The sequence below is a fragment of the Desulfoscipio sp. XC116 genome (assembly GCF_039851975.1).
GTDB lineage: Bacteria > Bacillota > Desulfotomaculia > Desulfotomaculales > Desulfallaceae > Sporotomaculum.
The window spans coordinates 176000-192831 of sequence record NZ_CP156660.1 but is presented as its reverse complement, the minus strand read 5'-3'; the positions used below and the strand labels follow the sequence as shown (position 1 = coordinate 192831).

The 16832-nt window shown below is 43.8% G+C and carries 14 protein-coding genes and 2 riboswitches; of the genes, 4 read left to right on the top strand and 10 right to left on the bottom strand.

What is annotated here, in order from left to right; all coding sequences use genetic code 11:
* Positions 1 to 88: 88 nt before the first annotated feature.
* Positions 89 to 1114, bottom strand: a complete 1026-nt coding sequence (locus tag ABDB91_RS00925; RefSeq protein WP_347489749.1) for an AIR synthase family protein — start codon at positions 1112 to 1114, stop codon at positions 89 to 91.
* 65 nt (positions 1115 to 1179) lie between these two features.
* Positions 1180 to 1276: riboswitch (TPP riboswitch) on the bottom strand.
* A 1160-nt stretch (positions 1277 to 2436) separates the two neighbouring features.
* Between ABDB91_RS00925 and ABDB91_RS00920 the strand changes: the two genes are divergently transcribed.
* Genes ABDB91_RS00920 through ABDB91_RS00910 form a run of 3 tightly spaced genes read left to right on the top strand, consistent with a single transcriptional unit; the run spans position 2437 to position 5805 of the window.
* Complete coding sequence (locus ABDB91_RS00920) at positions 2437 to 4344, top strand: hypothetical protein (RefSeq protein WP_347489748.1); 1908 nt, start codon at positions 2437 to 2439, stop codon at positions 4342 to 4344.
* Positions 4331 to 5179, top strand: a complete 849-nt coding sequence (locus ABDB91_RS00915) for an ATP-binding cassette domain-containing protein (RefSeq protein WP_347489746.1) — start codon at positions 4331 to 4333, stop codon at positions 5177 to 5179. Before ABDB91_RS00920 ends, ABDB91_RS00915 begins: the two co-directional genes overlap by 14 nt.
* Positions 5179 to 5805 carry a hypothetical protein gene (locus ABDB91_RS00910; protein WP_347489745.1) on the top strand — a complete coding sequence of 209 codons (627 nt, stop codon included), beginning with the start codon at positions 5179 to 5181 and terminating at the stop codon, positions 5803 to 5805. Before ABDB91_RS00915 ends, ABDB91_RS00910 begins: the two co-directional genes overlap by 1 nt.
* 548 nt (positions 5806 to 6353) lie before the next feature.
* Positions 6354 to 6450: riboswitch (TPP riboswitch) on the bottom strand.
* A 208-nt stretch (positions 6451 to 6658) separates the two neighbouring features.
* Here the strand turns inward: ABDB91_RS00910 and ABDB91_RS00905 are convergent.
* The 7 genes from ABDB91_RS00905 to ABDB91_RS00875 are packed head-to-tail and all read right to left on the bottom strand — an operon-like array spanning position 6659 to position 13444.
* Positions 6659 to 7417: a class I SAM-dependent methyltransferase gene (locus ABDB91_RS00905; protein ID WP_347489744.1), complete on the bottom strand. Its 759-nt coding sequence runs from the start codon at positions 7415 to 7417 to the stop codon at positions 6659 to 6661.
* 12 nt (positions 7418 to 7429) lie between these two features.
* Positions 7430 to 9040 (bottom strand): nickel ABC transporter substrate-binding protein, encoded by a 1611-nt coding sequence (locus tag ABDB91_RS00900; protein ID WP_347489743.1) that lies wholly within the window; start codon positions 9038 to 9040, stop codon positions 7430 to 7432.
* A 42-nt stretch (positions 9041 to 9082) separates the two neighbouring features.
* On the bottom strand, positions 9083 to 10048 hold the full coding sequence (locus ABDB91_RS00895; protein ID WP_347489742.1) for an ABC transporter ATP-binding protein: 966 nt from the start codon (positions 10046 to 10048) through the stop codon (positions 9083 to 9085).
* A gap of 11 nt (positions 10049 to 10059) precedes the next feature.
* Entirely contained in the window at positions 10060 to 10875 is an 816-nt protein-coding gene (locus ABDB91_RS00890) for an ABC transporter ATP-binding protein (protein WP_347489740.1), read from the bottom strand.
* Complete coding sequence (nikC, locus tag ABDB91_RS00885) at positions 10859 to 11728, bottom strand: nickel ABC transporter permease subunit NikC (protein WP_347489738.1); 870 nt, start codon at positions 11726 to 11728, stop codon at positions 10859 to 10861. Before nikC ends, ABDB91_RS00890 begins: the two co-directional genes overlap by 17 nt.
* A 12-nt stretch (positions 11729 to 11740) precedes the next feature.
* Positions 11741 to 12673, bottom strand: coding sequence for a nickel ABC transporter permease (gene nikB, locus ABDB91_RS00880; protein ID WP_347489736.1), 933 nt, complete (start codon positions 12671 to 12673; stop codon positions 11741 to 11743).
* Positions 12674 to 12694: 21 nt separating this feature from the next.
* Positions 12695 to 13444: a class I SAM-dependent methyltransferase gene (locus tag ABDB91_RS00875; RefSeq protein WP_347489734.1), complete on the bottom strand. Its 750-nt coding sequence runs from the start codon at positions 13442 to 13444 to the stop codon at positions 12695 to 12697.
* A gap of 475 nt (positions 13445 to 13919) precedes the next feature.
* Here ABDB91_RS00875 and ABDB91_RS00870 point away from each other — a divergent pair, with 475 nt between their 5' ends.
* A complete protein-coding gene (locus ABDB91_RS00870) occupies positions 13920 to 15698 on the top strand; it encodes an IS1634 family transposase (protein ID WP_347488947.1) in 1779 nt (592 codons plus the stop codon).
* A gap of 153 nt (positions 15699 to 15851) precedes the next feature.
* Here the strand turns inward: ABDB91_RS00870 and folK are convergent, their stop codons facing one another.
* Positions 15852 to 16370, bottom strand: a complete 519-nt coding sequence (gene folK, locus ABDB91_RS00865) for a 2-amino-4-hydroxy-6-hydroxymethyldihydropteridine diphosphokinase (protein WP_347489732.1) — start codon at positions 16368 to 16370, stop codon at positions 15852 to 15854.
* The gene (gene folB / locus ABDB91_RS00860; protein ID WP_347489730.1) at positions 16370 to 16768 is read right to left on the bottom strand and encodes a dihydroneopterin aldolase; all 399 of its coding nucleotides are present in this window, start codon (positions 16766 to 16768) and stop codon (positions 16370 to 16372) included. The genes folK and folB overlap by 1 nt, the downstream gene beginning before the upstream one ends.
* Positions 16769 to 16832 lie beyond the last annotated feature (64 nt).

Below are 16832 nucleotides of genomic sequence, written 5' to 3'. Positions count from 1 at the left end.
AGTGGGAGTTCCTATTTTTACTTCAGACGAGGCGGAATCCCCATCTGCAGCCCCGATGTTTAGCTTTAGCTGAACGGGTTCGTAATAACTAAGCCTGAGCCAGGGCGCCAAAGAAAACTTCCCAGAAACGATCCACCGGCGGAGGCAATAATTCCTCCACACTGCCGTTCGCTTCCACCCAGCGACAGCCTTCCTCACGGGGCACTACCTCCCCAATTACAGCGGCCGGCAGACCGGCCCTTTGATAGGCGTTTAAAACAACCTCGGCCCGCTCCGGATGCACGGTGAGCACCAGGGTTCCCTCGCTGATTACCTCGAAAGGATTTAATTGAAAATGGCTGCAGACAGCTTTTATATCTTCAGGCAGTATTACCGCCGGGCGACGGATACGCAAACCCACGCCGGAGGCCTGGGCTACTTCCCACAGCCCCCTGGCCAATCCGCCTTCCGTCGCGTCGTGCATAGCATGCACCCCCCCGCAGGCAGCAGCCAAAAGGGCATCTTCCACTACTGTGATTTCTCTAATTCTGCCGGCGGCCCGTTCAATCAGCTCTTCGGCCACACCCGCCTCCCGCAGGCTGCCCCCCAGTTCGCTGCCCAATAAAGCGGCTGCTTCAATAGCAGCCCCTTTGGTAATCAGCACCGCGTCACCCACCCGGGCTCCCGCGGGTGTTATATATTCCCGGCCCATTCCCCACACGGTAATGCCACCGATAGTCGGGACAGTTACCGCCCCGTAAAAACCGGTATGCCCGCCCACTATGGCAATCCCCAGCTCCCGGGCACTTGCGCTAATGCTGCGCACCAGGCGGCTTATGTACTCTTCGGAAGTTTCAGGCGGGATAAGCAGGGAATAGGTCATAAACCGCGGTTTAATACCCGTTACCGCTACGTCACTGGCCCCAATGTGTACGGTGATCCAGCCGAAATCCTCAGGCGAGGTGGTCGGTCCGGGGAAGATAGGGTCCTCGGCTACGGCCATGAACCGGTCCCCTATTTTCAAAATAGCCGCGTCAACACCCATGCGCGGCCCCACTATCACCTCCTGGCTTAAGGCGCCTGTTTCCGGCAGAATCGCTTTGGTAAAAAAATTATCATTGACTTTGCCAATCATCCTGTCTCACTCCTTCTTACTATTGTAACCGCAAAAAATAAAGCACCCCTGCTCGGAGTGCCACAAATAACTTAGTTGCATTTCCCTTCGCTGGCATTACCCAGAGCAGGTTCAGTGGGTTGGCATCCGCCTCTCAGCCTTTCGGCACCCCAAATGACTTCCTGTATTTTATTTTGCTTTAATTTGCGCCGCTACCTAATTATACTACCGGACCGGTTTAAAATAAAGGGCTGATAAAATAATGTGAAGCTCCTTTCTCAGATTAAAATGGCATATAACAGTTAAAAGAAGCTTATTATAAAACATTTGACATAAATCCAAAAACCCTACTTTCTTTTGGAAGAAGATCTAACTGCTGCGGTTAAGCAAAAAAGCCCGGAAACTGACGGAATCGCCTGACCGGTAATTGCTATATATTATGACCATCTCTGCTGGAAAAAACGCCCCTGTTACGGTAATCCATGGCGAAAGGAGATTCAAACAATAAAGTTTTGCCGAACGGAGGTGTTCAATAATGGATCAACTGCCGCCGGCGGCCGTAATATTTCATTCCATACCCGAAAGCGTCGTATTGCTCAGTTTGGCGATCGCCATCCTCGGATTGCGTCCACCTTTCAGACCATAGCTATGGAAAGACAGTTGATATTATGGTATGGTAAAAACAAGGAATTTGTTGTAACAAAGAAAAGAGAGTACGGTGGCATCACCCTCTTCAACCGCCAAAGTACCTTGGAGAGGTCAACCAAATCCCATACCCTCATGGTCAATTATATCCTTAGGGAGGGGATCTTGCAATGGCGCAAAGTATAAAGGCGAGAACTATGAGAGTTCTGGACATAAACTTTATATTGATTTGCAGCGGAGCAGTGGAACTGAATGGATTAGTGAAAAAACATCATTGATGGCTATTGGTTCCAAGGCTTCTGGAAGTTCATCTTTGTCGGGCACGAAATTATGGAGAGTGCAATTAAATCCCCAGTATGCTTACACGGACTGCCACGGTCAGGGTCAAGTATTAAATCACTAATAACTTTAGTTGCCAGATTATAGGGGTATTTGATATGCCCCTATAATCTGCCTTTTGGTAGAGGAGGATTAGTTTGAGTAAGCTGTATAAAGCTACGCTATCCATATTCTTACGCAGTAAAAATCTGAGCCTGCCATATTTCATTTTGTTGGCTTTAATCCTAACATATCTCATATTCTGTTTAAATAACTACTTACAATATCAGGATATATTCTCCACTTGCGTTTGGCTGGCACGCCTCTGTATTCTCCTGATTGTCTTTTTCATTTACTGCAGCTATGAGCTTGCAATCAAAATGTACGACAACAACATGGCAGAGTACTTTAAAACATACCGGCGGGGATTACTCAAAGCTTACGCGGCAATCGTACTGTGTTTATTAACAATCGTTGCGCTCCCTGCGGTTATGTTTTTTTCCTTTATTCTATTTATATATTATCATGTCAATGTTCAATATCTTCCTTTTTTAATCCATCTGGTGAAACTGTCTGTACTGTATTTTGGGTTATCATTCGTAATTGGCATCATGCTGGGAACAGCGATGGCCGCCAGGCTAAAGACCAAAAGGTTGGCCGTATACAGCCTTACGGTTATTTTTATGTTGTTAAATACCACTTTTATTGATGTGCCTTTCAGAGTACCGTATTTACTTTTCAACTCTTATCCGGCCGAGAGAATGCTTTATTACTTCAAGGATTTTCTTACCATCGTACCATATCAATTAGGGAGCAACTTTAGGATTTATCCTTTCTACGGATTTCCAATGGAGCCGATTCGGTGGATTTTGGCCGGGTTCTGGGTTTTATTTCCCTTAACCCTAATTCTAACCAAGTGTTTTAACCGAAGGACTAAAAAAGCGCTGTTAGCCGCCAGTTGCCTGATTGTGCTGCTGGGCGTCAGCTTGTTTTCTGTCAGGGGGTCGACTTTGTCAATGGACATGAGAGTTGATTCTTATCCCTACGCCGATCCCTTTTATTACATGGATAGACCCAAAGAAAATGATAGTGACTATAAAACCGGATTCATTATTGAAGAATATAAAATGGATTTGACAATCAGCAATGAACTGCACGCCGTAGTGGAAGTCGCCATTGACAATCATGATTTGAACAGCTATGATTTTACCCTTTATCATGGGTACACCCTGACCAGCGTGCGTACAGAAGACGGGGAGATGCCATTTACCCGCGCGGATGATTACATCAGTATCGGTGGCTTAAACGGCGCGGACAGGCTTACCTTTACATATTACGGCAAATCGCCAAAGTATTACGCCAACCGGCAAGCGGTAGCCTTACCCGGATATTTTGCCTATTATCCCAAGCCCGGCCGGACAAACATATGGGATTTGGATCGGTATGGCTATGTCATCAACACTTCACCAAACGAAAGCAAATATTCAGTGCAAGTCCGGTCCAAATTAAAGGTATTCTGCAATCTCGCCGGCAGCGGCAACTCCTTCCATGGCAAGTCAAACGGGGTGACGTTGCTAGCCGGCATGTATGATGAAGTGGCTGAAAATATATACGCGGAGCCGATGCGCAGCGATTTGCCGAAAAGAGAATATATTGATGAGGCGCAAGAGCTGTTAGTTGATATATTCAAGCGCTTGGACCGGCCGGTACCGGAGCTATTCAGCCGGATTGCGGATAAGAAATTCTTTCAAGTACCCGATAGTTTTGCGCTTAACTCCAACACCGAGGATGTTGTAGTCATGAGCGACCACATTACGGCTATCTATTGCAACAATGGGCCGCAATTAGCCGAAAGTATTATGGAATCGATCATTAAACCCCAAACCGATAGCTTGTGCATGTCGCACTATCGGCAATATTTAAAATATCTTTTTAACCGGCAAGACGAGACCGACCCGCTGTTTAAAAACGCAGTCGATCTTAATCTGCTTCTGAAAGAGATAGATGAAATGCAATTACTTACCGCAAAAAACTCCAATGTGGATCGAGAAACATATTTGAATATGAATGAGCAAGAAAAAGAAGCACATTCAGATAATGAAAGACGATTGTCCGACTTAGGCCAAATTGTCAGTGAAAAGGCGGCCAAATATCTATTTTATGAATCACCGCGCCAAGAAGAAAACCTGCGCATTTTCTTCAATTATTTTACTGCGGCAAATGAAACAGCTTACTTGGAATTGGTGGAAAGAATCGTGAAGGAGGAACTGGGAGATGATCGCAGTTAAAGATCTGAGCAAGAGCTTAAAAAAAAGGGCGGTGCTTAATTCCGTAAACCTGCAGTTGGACGCCAAGGTTTACGGATTATTAGGCGCCAACGGCGCGGGAAAAACCACGCTGATGCGCTGCATTGCGGGGCTGTACGAACCCCGGCAAGGTGAGATATTGTATAACAATAAACCAATTCACCGGTCAAATAGTTTTCATCAGGATCTGGGTTACCTGCCCCAGGCCTTTGGCATGTTCCAGGAACTCACCTTATATGAAATGATGGACTACATCTGTTCCTTAAAGGGCGTGGCAAAGAACAAATGCGCCCCTGAGATAACAAAGGCGCTCACCAGCGTTAATTTGGAAGACAAGGCCCAGGACAGGGTTAAAACATTGTCGGGAGGAATGCTAAGAAGGGCCGGAATCGCCCAGGCCATCCTGGGGGACCCCAAGGTAGTGCTGTTGGACGAACCCACGGCGGGGCTTGATCCCGGCGAACGCGCCAGGTTTAAAAACACTGTGAGTGAGCTTAAGAAAGACAAAATGATACTTATTTCCACGCACATTGTGGAGGATGTGGACGCCTGCTGCCATAGCGTTATCGTGATTGACGGGGGCCGGGTTTTATTTAACGGCTCTTGTGATGAATTAAGAAATATTGCAATAAACAAAGTGTATCAAATCAATGCAAAAGATGCCGGCAGTATGGCCGGTGAAAAATTTATTCTCAGGGTCAGCGAGATAGAAGGCCAGATCTACCATCGGATCCTAGTAAAGGAGAACCAGGATTATCCAAGCGAAAAACCCACCCTTGAGGACGGGTACATGTGTCTGGTAAAGGGGCTGGCCTAATGCGCAGGTTATATCTTGAGCTTAAGAACCAGCGGCTGTACTTTTTTGTACCGCCCGTTATTCTTTTTATATTGGTTCCCCTTACAGTCCTTGCCAGCACAAAGGGGGACGGCGGCAATTTTCCGGAATGCGCCACAATATCTCAATTGTTTATTCCCAGTTTTGCTGTCTGGTGGCCGCTGTTTATTTTAAAAGAGTACCTAAATGCGCCTGGCAAGGAATTGCTTTTTGTTTATAAATCCGGCAGGGACAGCCTCTTTTTTAAAATGATCGGCCTGTGGGCGTTCTTTGTTTTGCATGTATTGATGGTGTTTGTTTATTTTTCTTTTTTATTTGATTTTGTTTGGTTTTTGTTTATCGTTATAATAATCCAGAGCCTGTTTTTGATTGCCCTGGGGTATTTCCTTTCTTTATTATTTCAAAATACATTTATCCCGCTGATCATAAATTTTGCCTACAGCTCGGTATTTATGCTGGTCTTGTTTTATTCTCCGCTAAGCATCTTCGAAATCGGCTCCTTCAATAATGCCGGCAGCTTAAGCAAATTTCCCGTGGTAGCTATAATCGCATTTATTCTTTTCTATGGCGGCCATCAGATTGAAAAACACTTGTACGCTGATAACTAATGCTCAAACCTGCGCGCATATTTTGACTTTTTTACGTCAGAAAATAGATAGGGCTGGCCGATAAAAACCAGAGCAAAGCAATCCAGGCTATCGAAATGAGCATTCATAAGCATTTTAATATCCCGAAAAACACCCGCGTTTAAATACTAACTTTCATCAATAGCCAGAATAAATGTTTTATGCTTCTCTCTCAGTTTGGTCTTTAGTCTGGTGGCCATCGCTATTCCCAGCATGATGCCAATTACGAATGATAACCCAAAATACAGCACGGACAGTTTCACCAGATGGATTAAAAAAGGAAGGTATTGAACATTGACATGCTTATCGGATTCGCATCCAAGTATCCAGATAATACAGTTAGTTTAAACAAGTTTAAGCCTGACCCCTTATCCGCTTATCCGCTACTATCACCTCCTGGTTTAAGGCGCCTGTTTCCGGCAGAATCGCTTTGGTAAAAAAATTATCATTGACTTTGCCAATCATCCTGTCTCACTCCTTCTTACTATTGTAACCGCAAAAAATAAAGCACCCCTGCTCGGAGTGCCACAAATAACTTAGTTGCATTTCCCTTCGCTGGCATTACCCAGAGCAGGTTCAGTGGGTTGGCATCCGCCTCTCAGCCTTTCGGCACCCCAAATGACTTCCTGTATTTTATTTTGCTTTAATTTGCGCCGCTACCTAATTATACTACCAGACCGGTTTAAAATAAAGGGGGGCGCTTTTAAATCTAATAATCCGTGTTTCCGATCTGCCTTAGCCAATTGCCTGAACGGTATATAATAACTAGGCATTGGGGGAGATTATTACCAAATGCATATCGCTACAGCAGTTGCATACGTAATTATTACTCTATTTACTTGTACGCTATAACTCGAAACTTTTTCCCTTGATACCCATACCTCCAGAATTCAAGCCTTAATGGGTAGTTGCGAAAATGGTCTTTTGTAACATCAACCCTTGAAAAACCTGCTTTCAGCAGCAACTCGCGGTCGTATTTGGGCCTTTTATGCCGGATCATCGGCAATTCCTCAAAGCCGTTACCCGCTGTGCCATGCTGTTGTTTTTTTCTGGATCCTTTTTCCATAACAAAACCGATTAAGTTCGATATTGATTTTAATATATGATAGCGCAGAGATGATTGGTCCCGCCGGTAGTCTCCATCATAGATAATTACCTTACCACCTTCTTTTAATAAATCCTTCCATCTGGCGAAAGCTTTTTGAGGATCATATAATGTCCATACCACATCTCGGGATATAATAGCATCAAGACTGCCCTTTTCCTCTTTTTCTAAAAGCACAGCATCGCTTTTATAAATATTTGCCGTCAAACCTTCCCTTTTGATATTATTAACGGCACATTTCACCATTCCGTCAGCTCCATCGACAGATGTCACCTGATAATTCAAGCCGGCAAGTATGATTGTGAAAAAACCTGGCCCACATCCGACATCTAACACATGCAATGGCTTTTTACCAAGTACAGTCCTCAGTTCGTTTGACCAATGTATTACATCTTTTCTATTTTTCAGTTGACTCTGAATTGAATGATCATAACCGCCCGCATCTTTTGACCAAGCTGTTTCGAGCTGTTCAAATAATGTCTGTGTCAAAAACTTTCCCTCCTACTTTGATATGGCAATCAATTGCCATTCTATTCCTTCATAAGTTGTCGGTGCTGCTGCCACATTCTTCAGGCGGGTATTGTATACATATTCCTTATTCGGATAGCAGAGAGGAATAACCGGTGCATAGTTGTCGATAAGCTTAAATATCTGGTTATACTTTGTCTGTCGGGCAGTTTCATCCTGAATTTTAATCACTTCATCAAGATACTGGTTTAATTGTGAATTATACCAGCATACGGACGTATCTCCTTCAGATTGATAAAACATAGAGCGTAAAAAGCCGTGAGGGTTCCATGAATCCGAATAGGTGCGATAAATAATCATATCAAAATCACGATTCTTCCAGATCGCATCATAGTAGGCGGATATATCACGTTGTTCCAATCGAATATCAATCCCCAATTCTTTGGCGGCCGATTGCAAATATTCGCAGATTGATTTCCAACTGGCATATTCTTCAGATTGAAAAACAAGTTTCAGGGATAATGGTGTTCCATCCTTCTCTACGATTCCATCTCCATCGCTGTCGATATATCCTGATTTAGCCAACAATTCCTTTGCCTTATCAATGCTGTAAGAGTACCCTTCGCTGTTTTGGCCGGTAACATAGGGTACTGTCGCAGGTAAGATCCCCTTTGCCACAACAGCATTGCCCCCAAAAATATTTTTGACGATACTGTTCCTGTCCAGCGCATAGTTTACTGCAAGGCGAACGTTTTGGTCTTGAAACACCGTGTTTTCTTGATTTAAAATTAAGAAAAATCCCATTGTACTTTTAGTCGTTAGAGTAGTAAGCTTATTTGACGATTTGATAATAGACTTGCTCTCAGCAGGCAAATCGGCCAAAGAAAGATCAGCCTCGCCACTTTGAAGCGCCATAATTCTTGATTCATTATCGGTTACCTTTTTGATGATGATTTTTTGAATATTAGGTTTTTCCTTATAGTAATAGGGGTTGGGAACCATAATAACTTCCTCTTCGGGAGTATAGCTTTCGACCATCCATTCTCCCGTACCGATCATGCTTACAAAATTGGCTTTAGAATCAAATGAGTTTTCAGAAGCGATACGATAAGGTCGAGGATAAGTAAGTTCAATAAGTACGGGGTAGCAGTTATCTTGAAAAGTGAGTTTTACCGTGTAATCGTCCAACTTCTCAACATTTGTGAGCGGAGAGGAAAAGCTGGAGGGATCCCAGTGCTTTGCGCTGCTGACAACGCTATCGGCATTGAAATTCGTCCCGTCTGAGAACTTAACGTCCTTGCGCAAATGGAAGGTATATTGTGTTCCATCGTCGCTTACATTCCAGCGCTCAGCAAGGGCCGGCTTGATTGCGCCTCCTTGCCCGTATTTTACCAATGGTTCATATACCATTTCATAAAGGCACATTTCCGTGCTTGATTCTATTGGGCTGGCGTCTTTTGGATTTAGCTTGCCTGAAACCATGACGGTTATTGTATTCGACTGATTAGTTTCAGAGGCTGCTTTTGAAGCCGCTGAATTTTTACCTTGTTGAGTAGCCGACGACTGAGACGACCCGCACCCGCTTAATAACAGCATAATAAACATTGCCGATGCAATAATTAGTTGTAAGTGCTTTTTTCTCATAGTTATTCTCCTCTTTTATACGGTAATCCGACTTTAAAAAGACTAAATCATATGACATGCCACATAATGACCGCCTGAAATCTCCTTTAATATAGGATTTTCATTTTCACAGCGTTGTGTGCAATACTGACAACGTGAATAAAACCTGCAACATTGTTTAGAATCCGGTATTACTATTGTTTCACCTGCATTTTCAACTCCATGTTTATTGCGCTTATCCGGAGTTTTCGCCGGTACCGACGATATCAATAGCCTGGTATAGGGATGAACCGCGTTCTGCATGGAAACTTTTTTCAAGTCAATTTGCTCAATTATTTTACCGGCATACATAACATCTATACTTTCGCAAACATAAGGTACGCAGTTTATATCATGAGTGATAAATAAGTATGTTAACTTATACCGGTTTCTTAAATCATTTAACAGAGTTAGAATTTGCTTGCGAAGTGAATAATCGAGACTTGAAGTTGGCTCATCACAAATAATGAATTCCGGATGAAGAACAAGCGCCCGCGCAATACTTGCCCTTTGGCGTTGACCCCCGCTTAATTCTCTCGGATTACGTTGAGCATAAGATTGACTTAAGCCCACCTGTTCCAATATCTCGGATACCTTTTCTGAACATTCTTTTCTTGATACCTTCTCATTGTTTTTAATAACCTCCGCAATAGCTTCTCCTATCGAGTAGGACGTATCGAAAACACTGTTGCTATTTTGAAAGATCATCTGGATATTTCGCCGTAAGGGACGCATTTTATTAAGTGAAATATTCGATATCACTTGACCTTTAAAAAAGACCTGTCCTTCTGTCGGTTTTTCCAAACCGGCAATTATTCTGCCAAAGGTGCTTTTCCCGCTTCCGCTCTCTCCGATCAATGCCACTGAAGAGCCTTTTAAAATATCAAGCGATACCCCATTTACAGCTGAAACCGGTTCATTGTTCCTAAAAAATAAGCTTTGTTTGATATAGCATTTGCGTATGTCTATTGCTTTTGCCAATACTTCCATGTATAATCCTCTCACAATGCGGCAGCCAATAATTGGCGGGTATATTCATGCTGCGGATGCCGGAATATATCGTCGGCCGTACCTTTTTCCGCAATATGGCCTTCTTTCATAATATATACATCATCCGCTATCTCTGCGACGACCCCCAAATCGTGTGTAATAAGCAGAACCGCACTTCCTTTTTTCCGGGGCAGCGTGCTTAATAGCTTCAGAATTTGAGCCTGCACTGTTACATCAAGAGCAGTTGTCGGTTCATCCGCAATAAGAAGTGGCGGGTGCGAGATACTGGCAATTGCGATCATCACTCGCTGACACATTCCCCCACTGAGCATAAACGGATACTTTTTCACCACTTCCTCAGGTTGAGGCAGGCTTACTGCTTGGAGCTGTTTTATGGCAACGGAAAGTGCGTGTTTTTTTTTCATTTTCCGGTGTATCCGTATCGTTTCTGTTAATTGATCTCCTATTGTAAGCAATGGGTTTAATGAATCCATGGGATCCTGAAAAATGATACCGGCATGATTTGATATATAAGATCGTTGATTTGCTTTAGGCAACGTAAGAATGTCTGTCCCTGCTATACAAATCTTCCCCCCGGAGACAATAGCATTCCTATCTTGAATGCCCATTGTCGCAAGCGCCGCGGTAGATTTCCCACAGCCGCTTTCACCTACGAGGGCGGTGATTCTGCCGGCCTTCGCGACAAGGCTAAAGTTGTCTAAGACTCGGACGTTCTGATTCTGTCCTTTATAATTTAAAGTAAGATTTTGAATGTCTAATATTGCAGTTTCCGACGCCTGCGTATTGTCATTATTCCAGCATTGCATTTTTCAGTTCCTCTCCCAAGAGGTTAAATGCCATAACCGTAATAATAATTGCGATACCCGGGTAAATCATTAACTGAGGTTGGGTCTGCATAAATTCTTTACTATCGCTGAGCATAATGCCCCATTCAGGATTAGGCGGTTGAGCGCCTAATCCAATAAATGAAAACGATGCGATAGCTAAAATAATTGACCCAACTTCAAGAGTGGACATCACAATGATTGTTGAAGCGATATTACGCAGTATGTGCTTAAAAATTATCTGCATATGTGTACAAGCTGCGGATTTCGCCGCAAGTATAAAATCCTGCTGTTTTATCTGCTGGGCCATACCACGGATAAGTCTCGCATAAGGTGCCCACCAGACACTTGCCATTGCGATAATCATATTTTGAGTGCTGGGTCCCAGCATACCGGCAATGGCTAATGCCATTAAAAAAGTCGGCAATGACAAGAAAATATCGATTATCCGCATAATAACCGCATCCACACGACCGCCCGCATAACCGGAAATCAACCCTGCCGGTATGCTGATTACAAGCATAAGTCCCAGAACACACAGACTATATAGCAATGACATCCTTGCTCCCCAAATTATACGTGAGGCTATACACCTCCCCAAATTATCAGTTCCAAGCCAATATGATGAGCTTGGGCCTTCAAAGCGCAAAGACATATTTACCTTAAGCGGGTCATTGGGTGCGATAATGGGAGCAAATATAGCTACGGCTATAATAAAAACAACCAAAACAAAACCAATGACCGTTATTTTTCGAGAAAATAACCGCTTAAATCTTTTATTCGACAAATGAGGCCCGGCACTTATTTCTTTTTGTGCTTTTGTCTTGATTCGCACCCATGCTCCTCCTTATGTCTTTTTAAGGCGCGGGTCAATGATGCCGCATATAATGTCAACTATCAGATTGATTAAAACTATTAAGACGGCCATAAAAAGAACATAACCCTGTACAACCGGATAATCTTTTAATTTGACAGATTCAAGCGCAAACTTTCCTAAACCGTTCCATGAAAAGACCGATTCAACAATAGCAGAACCGGCCAACAGGGAGCCAAAACCCATTCCAAGTTTATTAAGTACGGGAAGGATTGCATTTTTTAATGCGTGTTTGGTTACGATTTTATACTCGTGCACGCCCCTTGCTCTGGCCGCTCGGATAAATCCTTTGTCTAATACTTCTTCCATATTTGTTTTAACAAGTCGGACGTAAATTCCGCCGCTGCATATAGATATGGTAAGAGCCGGTATGATTGGTAACCCGCTTGAATTTCCTCCAAGCACCGGGACTAATCTGTATTGAACGCCAAAAACATACAGTAAAATAAGTCCAAGCCAGAACTCCGGTATTGAGACACTGCAGAAGCAGTAAAGTCTGGATAGCCTATCAATCCATGATTCGGGGAATACCGCCGATAAAATTCCAAGAGTAAAAGCAATAACCACTAAAAATATCAATGCAGTAAGCGCCAGCTTCAATGTCTTTGGGAAATATCGGGCCATTTCATTAACCACCGGTTCATCGTTAGAATATGAAATGCCCAGATTACCCTTTTTAAAGACATCTTCGAACCAATCAATGTATTGGACAAGAACCGGCCTATCAAAGCCCATTTGTACCCGTATTTCTTCAATTTGTGCTTGTGTCGGCCTATCGTGTTTTTTTTCAGCCAATGTACGCGCTGTATCACCAGATGACATGCTGCCAAGAATAAAAGTAATCAGTGATACTGCAAGTAATACTGGAATTAGCATGAGTAGCCGCTTAACTATGTATTTAAGCATAACAGTATTAAACCCACTAATTTATTTTTCTCCTCCGACCAAAAAAGGAGGATGTATATTGTTAATATCTTGTTGCTGTTCCGTGAGTATCCGCCGCCCCACAAAGACATCTGCAAAAACCTTTGAAAATCCGAGGCAAAGCATAATATTCAAATCCCATTGCGGCCGCACTTTATCGCTCATAAACAGCTTTCGACTAAGCGCGTCGCCTTCCGCCTGATCCTTGTGCTGATGCAGTGGGCGTCCGTATTTTAAGAGGATCTCTTGCTGCTTCTTTTCATAGGCCTTTTTGAGATCTTCATGGAATAAGTGCAGATACCAGCAAGCGTCGAATACAAGGAGTCTGCCACCCGAGCGTAAGACACGGAACCATTCCTTATAGGCTTTCTGAGGATCGTCAAGCGTCCATGTGAGATTGCGACAGAGCAGAAGATCGAAGCAATTATCGGGAAACTCAAGAGCCTGACAATCCATAGTCCACAATTTTGCGGCAATGCCCTCCTTTTCCAAGTTTTGGCGTGCACATTCGATCATATTTTCAGTTAGATCAATACCCGTAACTTTATGTCCGACTTGTGACAAAATAATTGGGAAAAATCCTGGTCCTGTGCCAATGTCCAATATATCAAGACAGTCTTTGGACGGAGCATATTCCAATATCAGCTTCGTCCATGTTTTTCGTTCAAATCCCTTTAATTCATCTTTGATTGCGTCACTATAACCCTCCGCTTCACCTTCCCAGTAGCTTTTGATGCGGGTATTCAATTCCATAATCTTATTTCCTCCAGTATTTATTTCACAACAGAGAATTCATTGCCCAACAAACCCCTTGGGGGGGGGGGGTACAAAACAACCTAGTATCATTTGGCCTTCCACTGCGTAATGTTTATTGCAAAAATAAAAGGCATGTCAAATGACATGCCTTCAGACATTCTGCGTATGATGCGTCCATACAACTTTATAAGCACCCAGCATAAATTAATTAAAAGAAAACTCTTCAGAGTTCTTAAATGTGGCTTTTGCCACTAATTTATTGTATCATATTTCATATTATTTATCAATATTTATCAAAATACACCTTAGAACTTCGTCAAATCAGCATGCTTAACGGGTCTTTGACAGTTGCATGGTCAAAAAAACGCTGGAAGCCTTGAAATAGGCTTATTTTTTTGTCAAATTTCCTGGTTTACTATTGCGTAATGTTTGGTATTGTGTTACAATACAAAGGATTGGGGGTTTTTAAGGTATGCGATTATCTTTATCCAAATCAAAAAACGCCACCTCTTTTTATGTGATTAAGTCCGTCTATGAAAAGGGGGTGCGCTCCACTAAAATCGTTGAAAAACTTGGCACGGAAAAGGAGCTCCGTAAAAAATTAAACGGTCGTGATCCCTACGAATGGGCTAAGGCTTATATCGATGAACTTAATCGTCAAGAAAAAGAATCTCAACGCAAAGTTATAGTTGAGTTTTCCCCTACAAAAGTTATCGCTAAAGATCGCCAGGCTTCATTCAATGGCGGCTATTTGTTCTTGCAAAGTCTGTATCACAGTTTGGGTCTACATAAAATTTGTGCTGTCCTTCAGAAAAAATACAAAATCACCTTTGATTTAAATACGATTCTTGCCTCGCTCCTTTATGGCCGCATCCTCTTTCCCGGCTCAAAGCTTGCTACCAAGGAACTGGTGCGGAACTTTCTTGAGCAACCGCGCCTTGAGCTGCAGCATGTATATCGTGCATTGGAGATTTTAGCCAAGGAGAGTGATTTCATCCAAGCTCAGGTATATAAAAACAGCCTTAACGCTTGCAAGCGCAACACAGCGGTTTTGTTCTATGACTGCACTAACTTCTTCTTTGAAATTGAACAGGCTGAGGGCTTAAAACAGTATGGCAAAGGCAAGGAGAACCGTCCGAATCCCCTTGTGGAAATGGGATTGTTTATGGATGGTGATGGTGTTCCTTTGGCTTTCTGTATTCATCCCGGAAATACCAATGAGCAGGTGACCCTGAAACCTTTAGAACGGAAAATCCTTGCCAATTTTAAACTCTCTCAATTTGTTGTCTGTACTGATGCCGGTCTTGCCAGTACCGCCAACCGGAAGTTTAACGACATCCAAGAGCGAGCTTTTATCACCACCCAGTCGATCAAGAAGTTGAAGCAATTTTTGAAAGAGTGGGCGCTCGATCCGGCAGACTGGAGCCTTAATAAACACAAGAGTGAAACGTCTTCGCACGATAAGACGAAAACCTCTTACAATCTAACGGAAGTCATTCAGCGGTTTCAAAGCGACACGACCTCAGAAGAGGAGAAAAAAACGCTGGAATCTATGGTTTTCTATAAAGAACGCTGGCTCAAGGAGGGTGATCTTGAACAAAGGTTGATTGTGACCTTTTCTTTAAAATATAAAAATTATCAGGAGATCATACGCAGCAATCAGATTGAACGCGCCCGTAAAATCATGGAGAAAAACCCAGCCAAACTAAAAAAGTGTAATGCTAATGATTACCGGAGGTTTATTCAAAAGAGTTTTTGCACTCCTGATGGTGAGCTTGCTGAAAAAGAGTTGCTCAGCATCAATCAAGATGTGATCAATGAGGAGGCGCAATATGATGGCTTCTATGCGGTTTGTACCAATTTAGAAGATTCTATTTCTGATATCGTTAAGGTGAACAAGGGACGATGGGAGATTGAAGAATGCTTTCGCATCATTAAGAGTGAATTTAAAGCCAGACCTGTTTATCTGAGCCGAGACGACCGGATTACGGCTCACTTTATGACCTGTTTCCTGTCGTTGATCCTCTATCGAATGCTGGAAAAGAAACTGGGGGGCGAATTCACATGTAAAGAGATTTTAACAACGATACGGGATATGAATTTCTACAAGATCCCTGGAGAAGGGGTTGTTCCTACGTATAAACGCACCAATATCACGGATGCTTTGCATAGCCATTTTGGATTTCGAACAGACTACGAGATCGTAAATACAAAAGAGCTAAAAAGAATTTTTAATTTCACTAAGAAATAAAACATTACTCATTTTTATAGAATATGAAAAAAGCCTATGACCCTTTATTACCAAGGGATATAGGCTTTTTGTCTCCACATAAGTGTCAAAGATGAGATATTATTTATCAATATTTATCAAAATACACCTTAGAACTTCGTCAAATCAGCATGCTTAACATCTGGCGATTTCCTGTTCCTCCGCCAGGCGCCGGGCCAGTGCCCGCGCCTTTTCGCCATCAACAACCAATCCGGGGTTTAAATCAGCCAGCGGTACCATGACAAAGGCACGCCGGGCCATCCGGGGATGCGGCACCAGCAAATCGGGTTCGGTGATGATTTGCTCTCCGTAAAGCAGAATGTCCAAATCCACGGTGCGGGGGCCCCAGCGGATCACCCGCACCCGGCCCAGATCGTTCTCAATTTGCTGCAAACCGGCCAGCAACTGCCGGGGAGTTAAAGTTGCGCTAATTTCGGCCACGGTATTAATAAAATAATCCTGGTCGGTATAGCCCACCGGGGCGGTGCGGTAAAGGGGAGCTACGGCGTCCAGCGCCACGCCCGGCAGTTCCCCCAACCGCTTCAGCGCCTCGGCAATAACAGCCCGGCTGTCCCCCATGTTGGAACCGAGGCCGATGTAACAGCGCGCCGGCCGGCCGGTGGCTGATGTTTCCGTACCTTGCGGCAAACTCATTATTCGGTCACCGCCTTTGTTTGGGAACGGACAATTTCCACAGCCATATAGCCAAACTGCCCCGGCACGGGAGCGGCGGGCTTTTTAACCCGCACCAGCACCTGCCGCACAGCAAATTGCCGCAGCACTTCACCGGCAATTTGCTCGGCCACCGCCTCAATTAATTTACTGGGCGCACCGGTTACCACCCGGCGCACTACCTCGTACACATCGGCATAACTAACTGTCTTGCCGGGGTCATCGCTTTCCCCCGCCGTGCGCAAATCCAGCTGCAATTCCACGTCCACTACGAAATTCTGCCCCAGCTCCCTTTCCTGGGGCAGTACGCCGTGGTACCCGTAAAAGCCCATGCCGCTCATGATTATTTTATCCAGGTCAAACACCGCCTTTCGCCGCACAGCATCTCAAAGACCTGTTTACACAGTTTAAGATTGCTTCGCTTGCGCTAGCAATTATCACGCG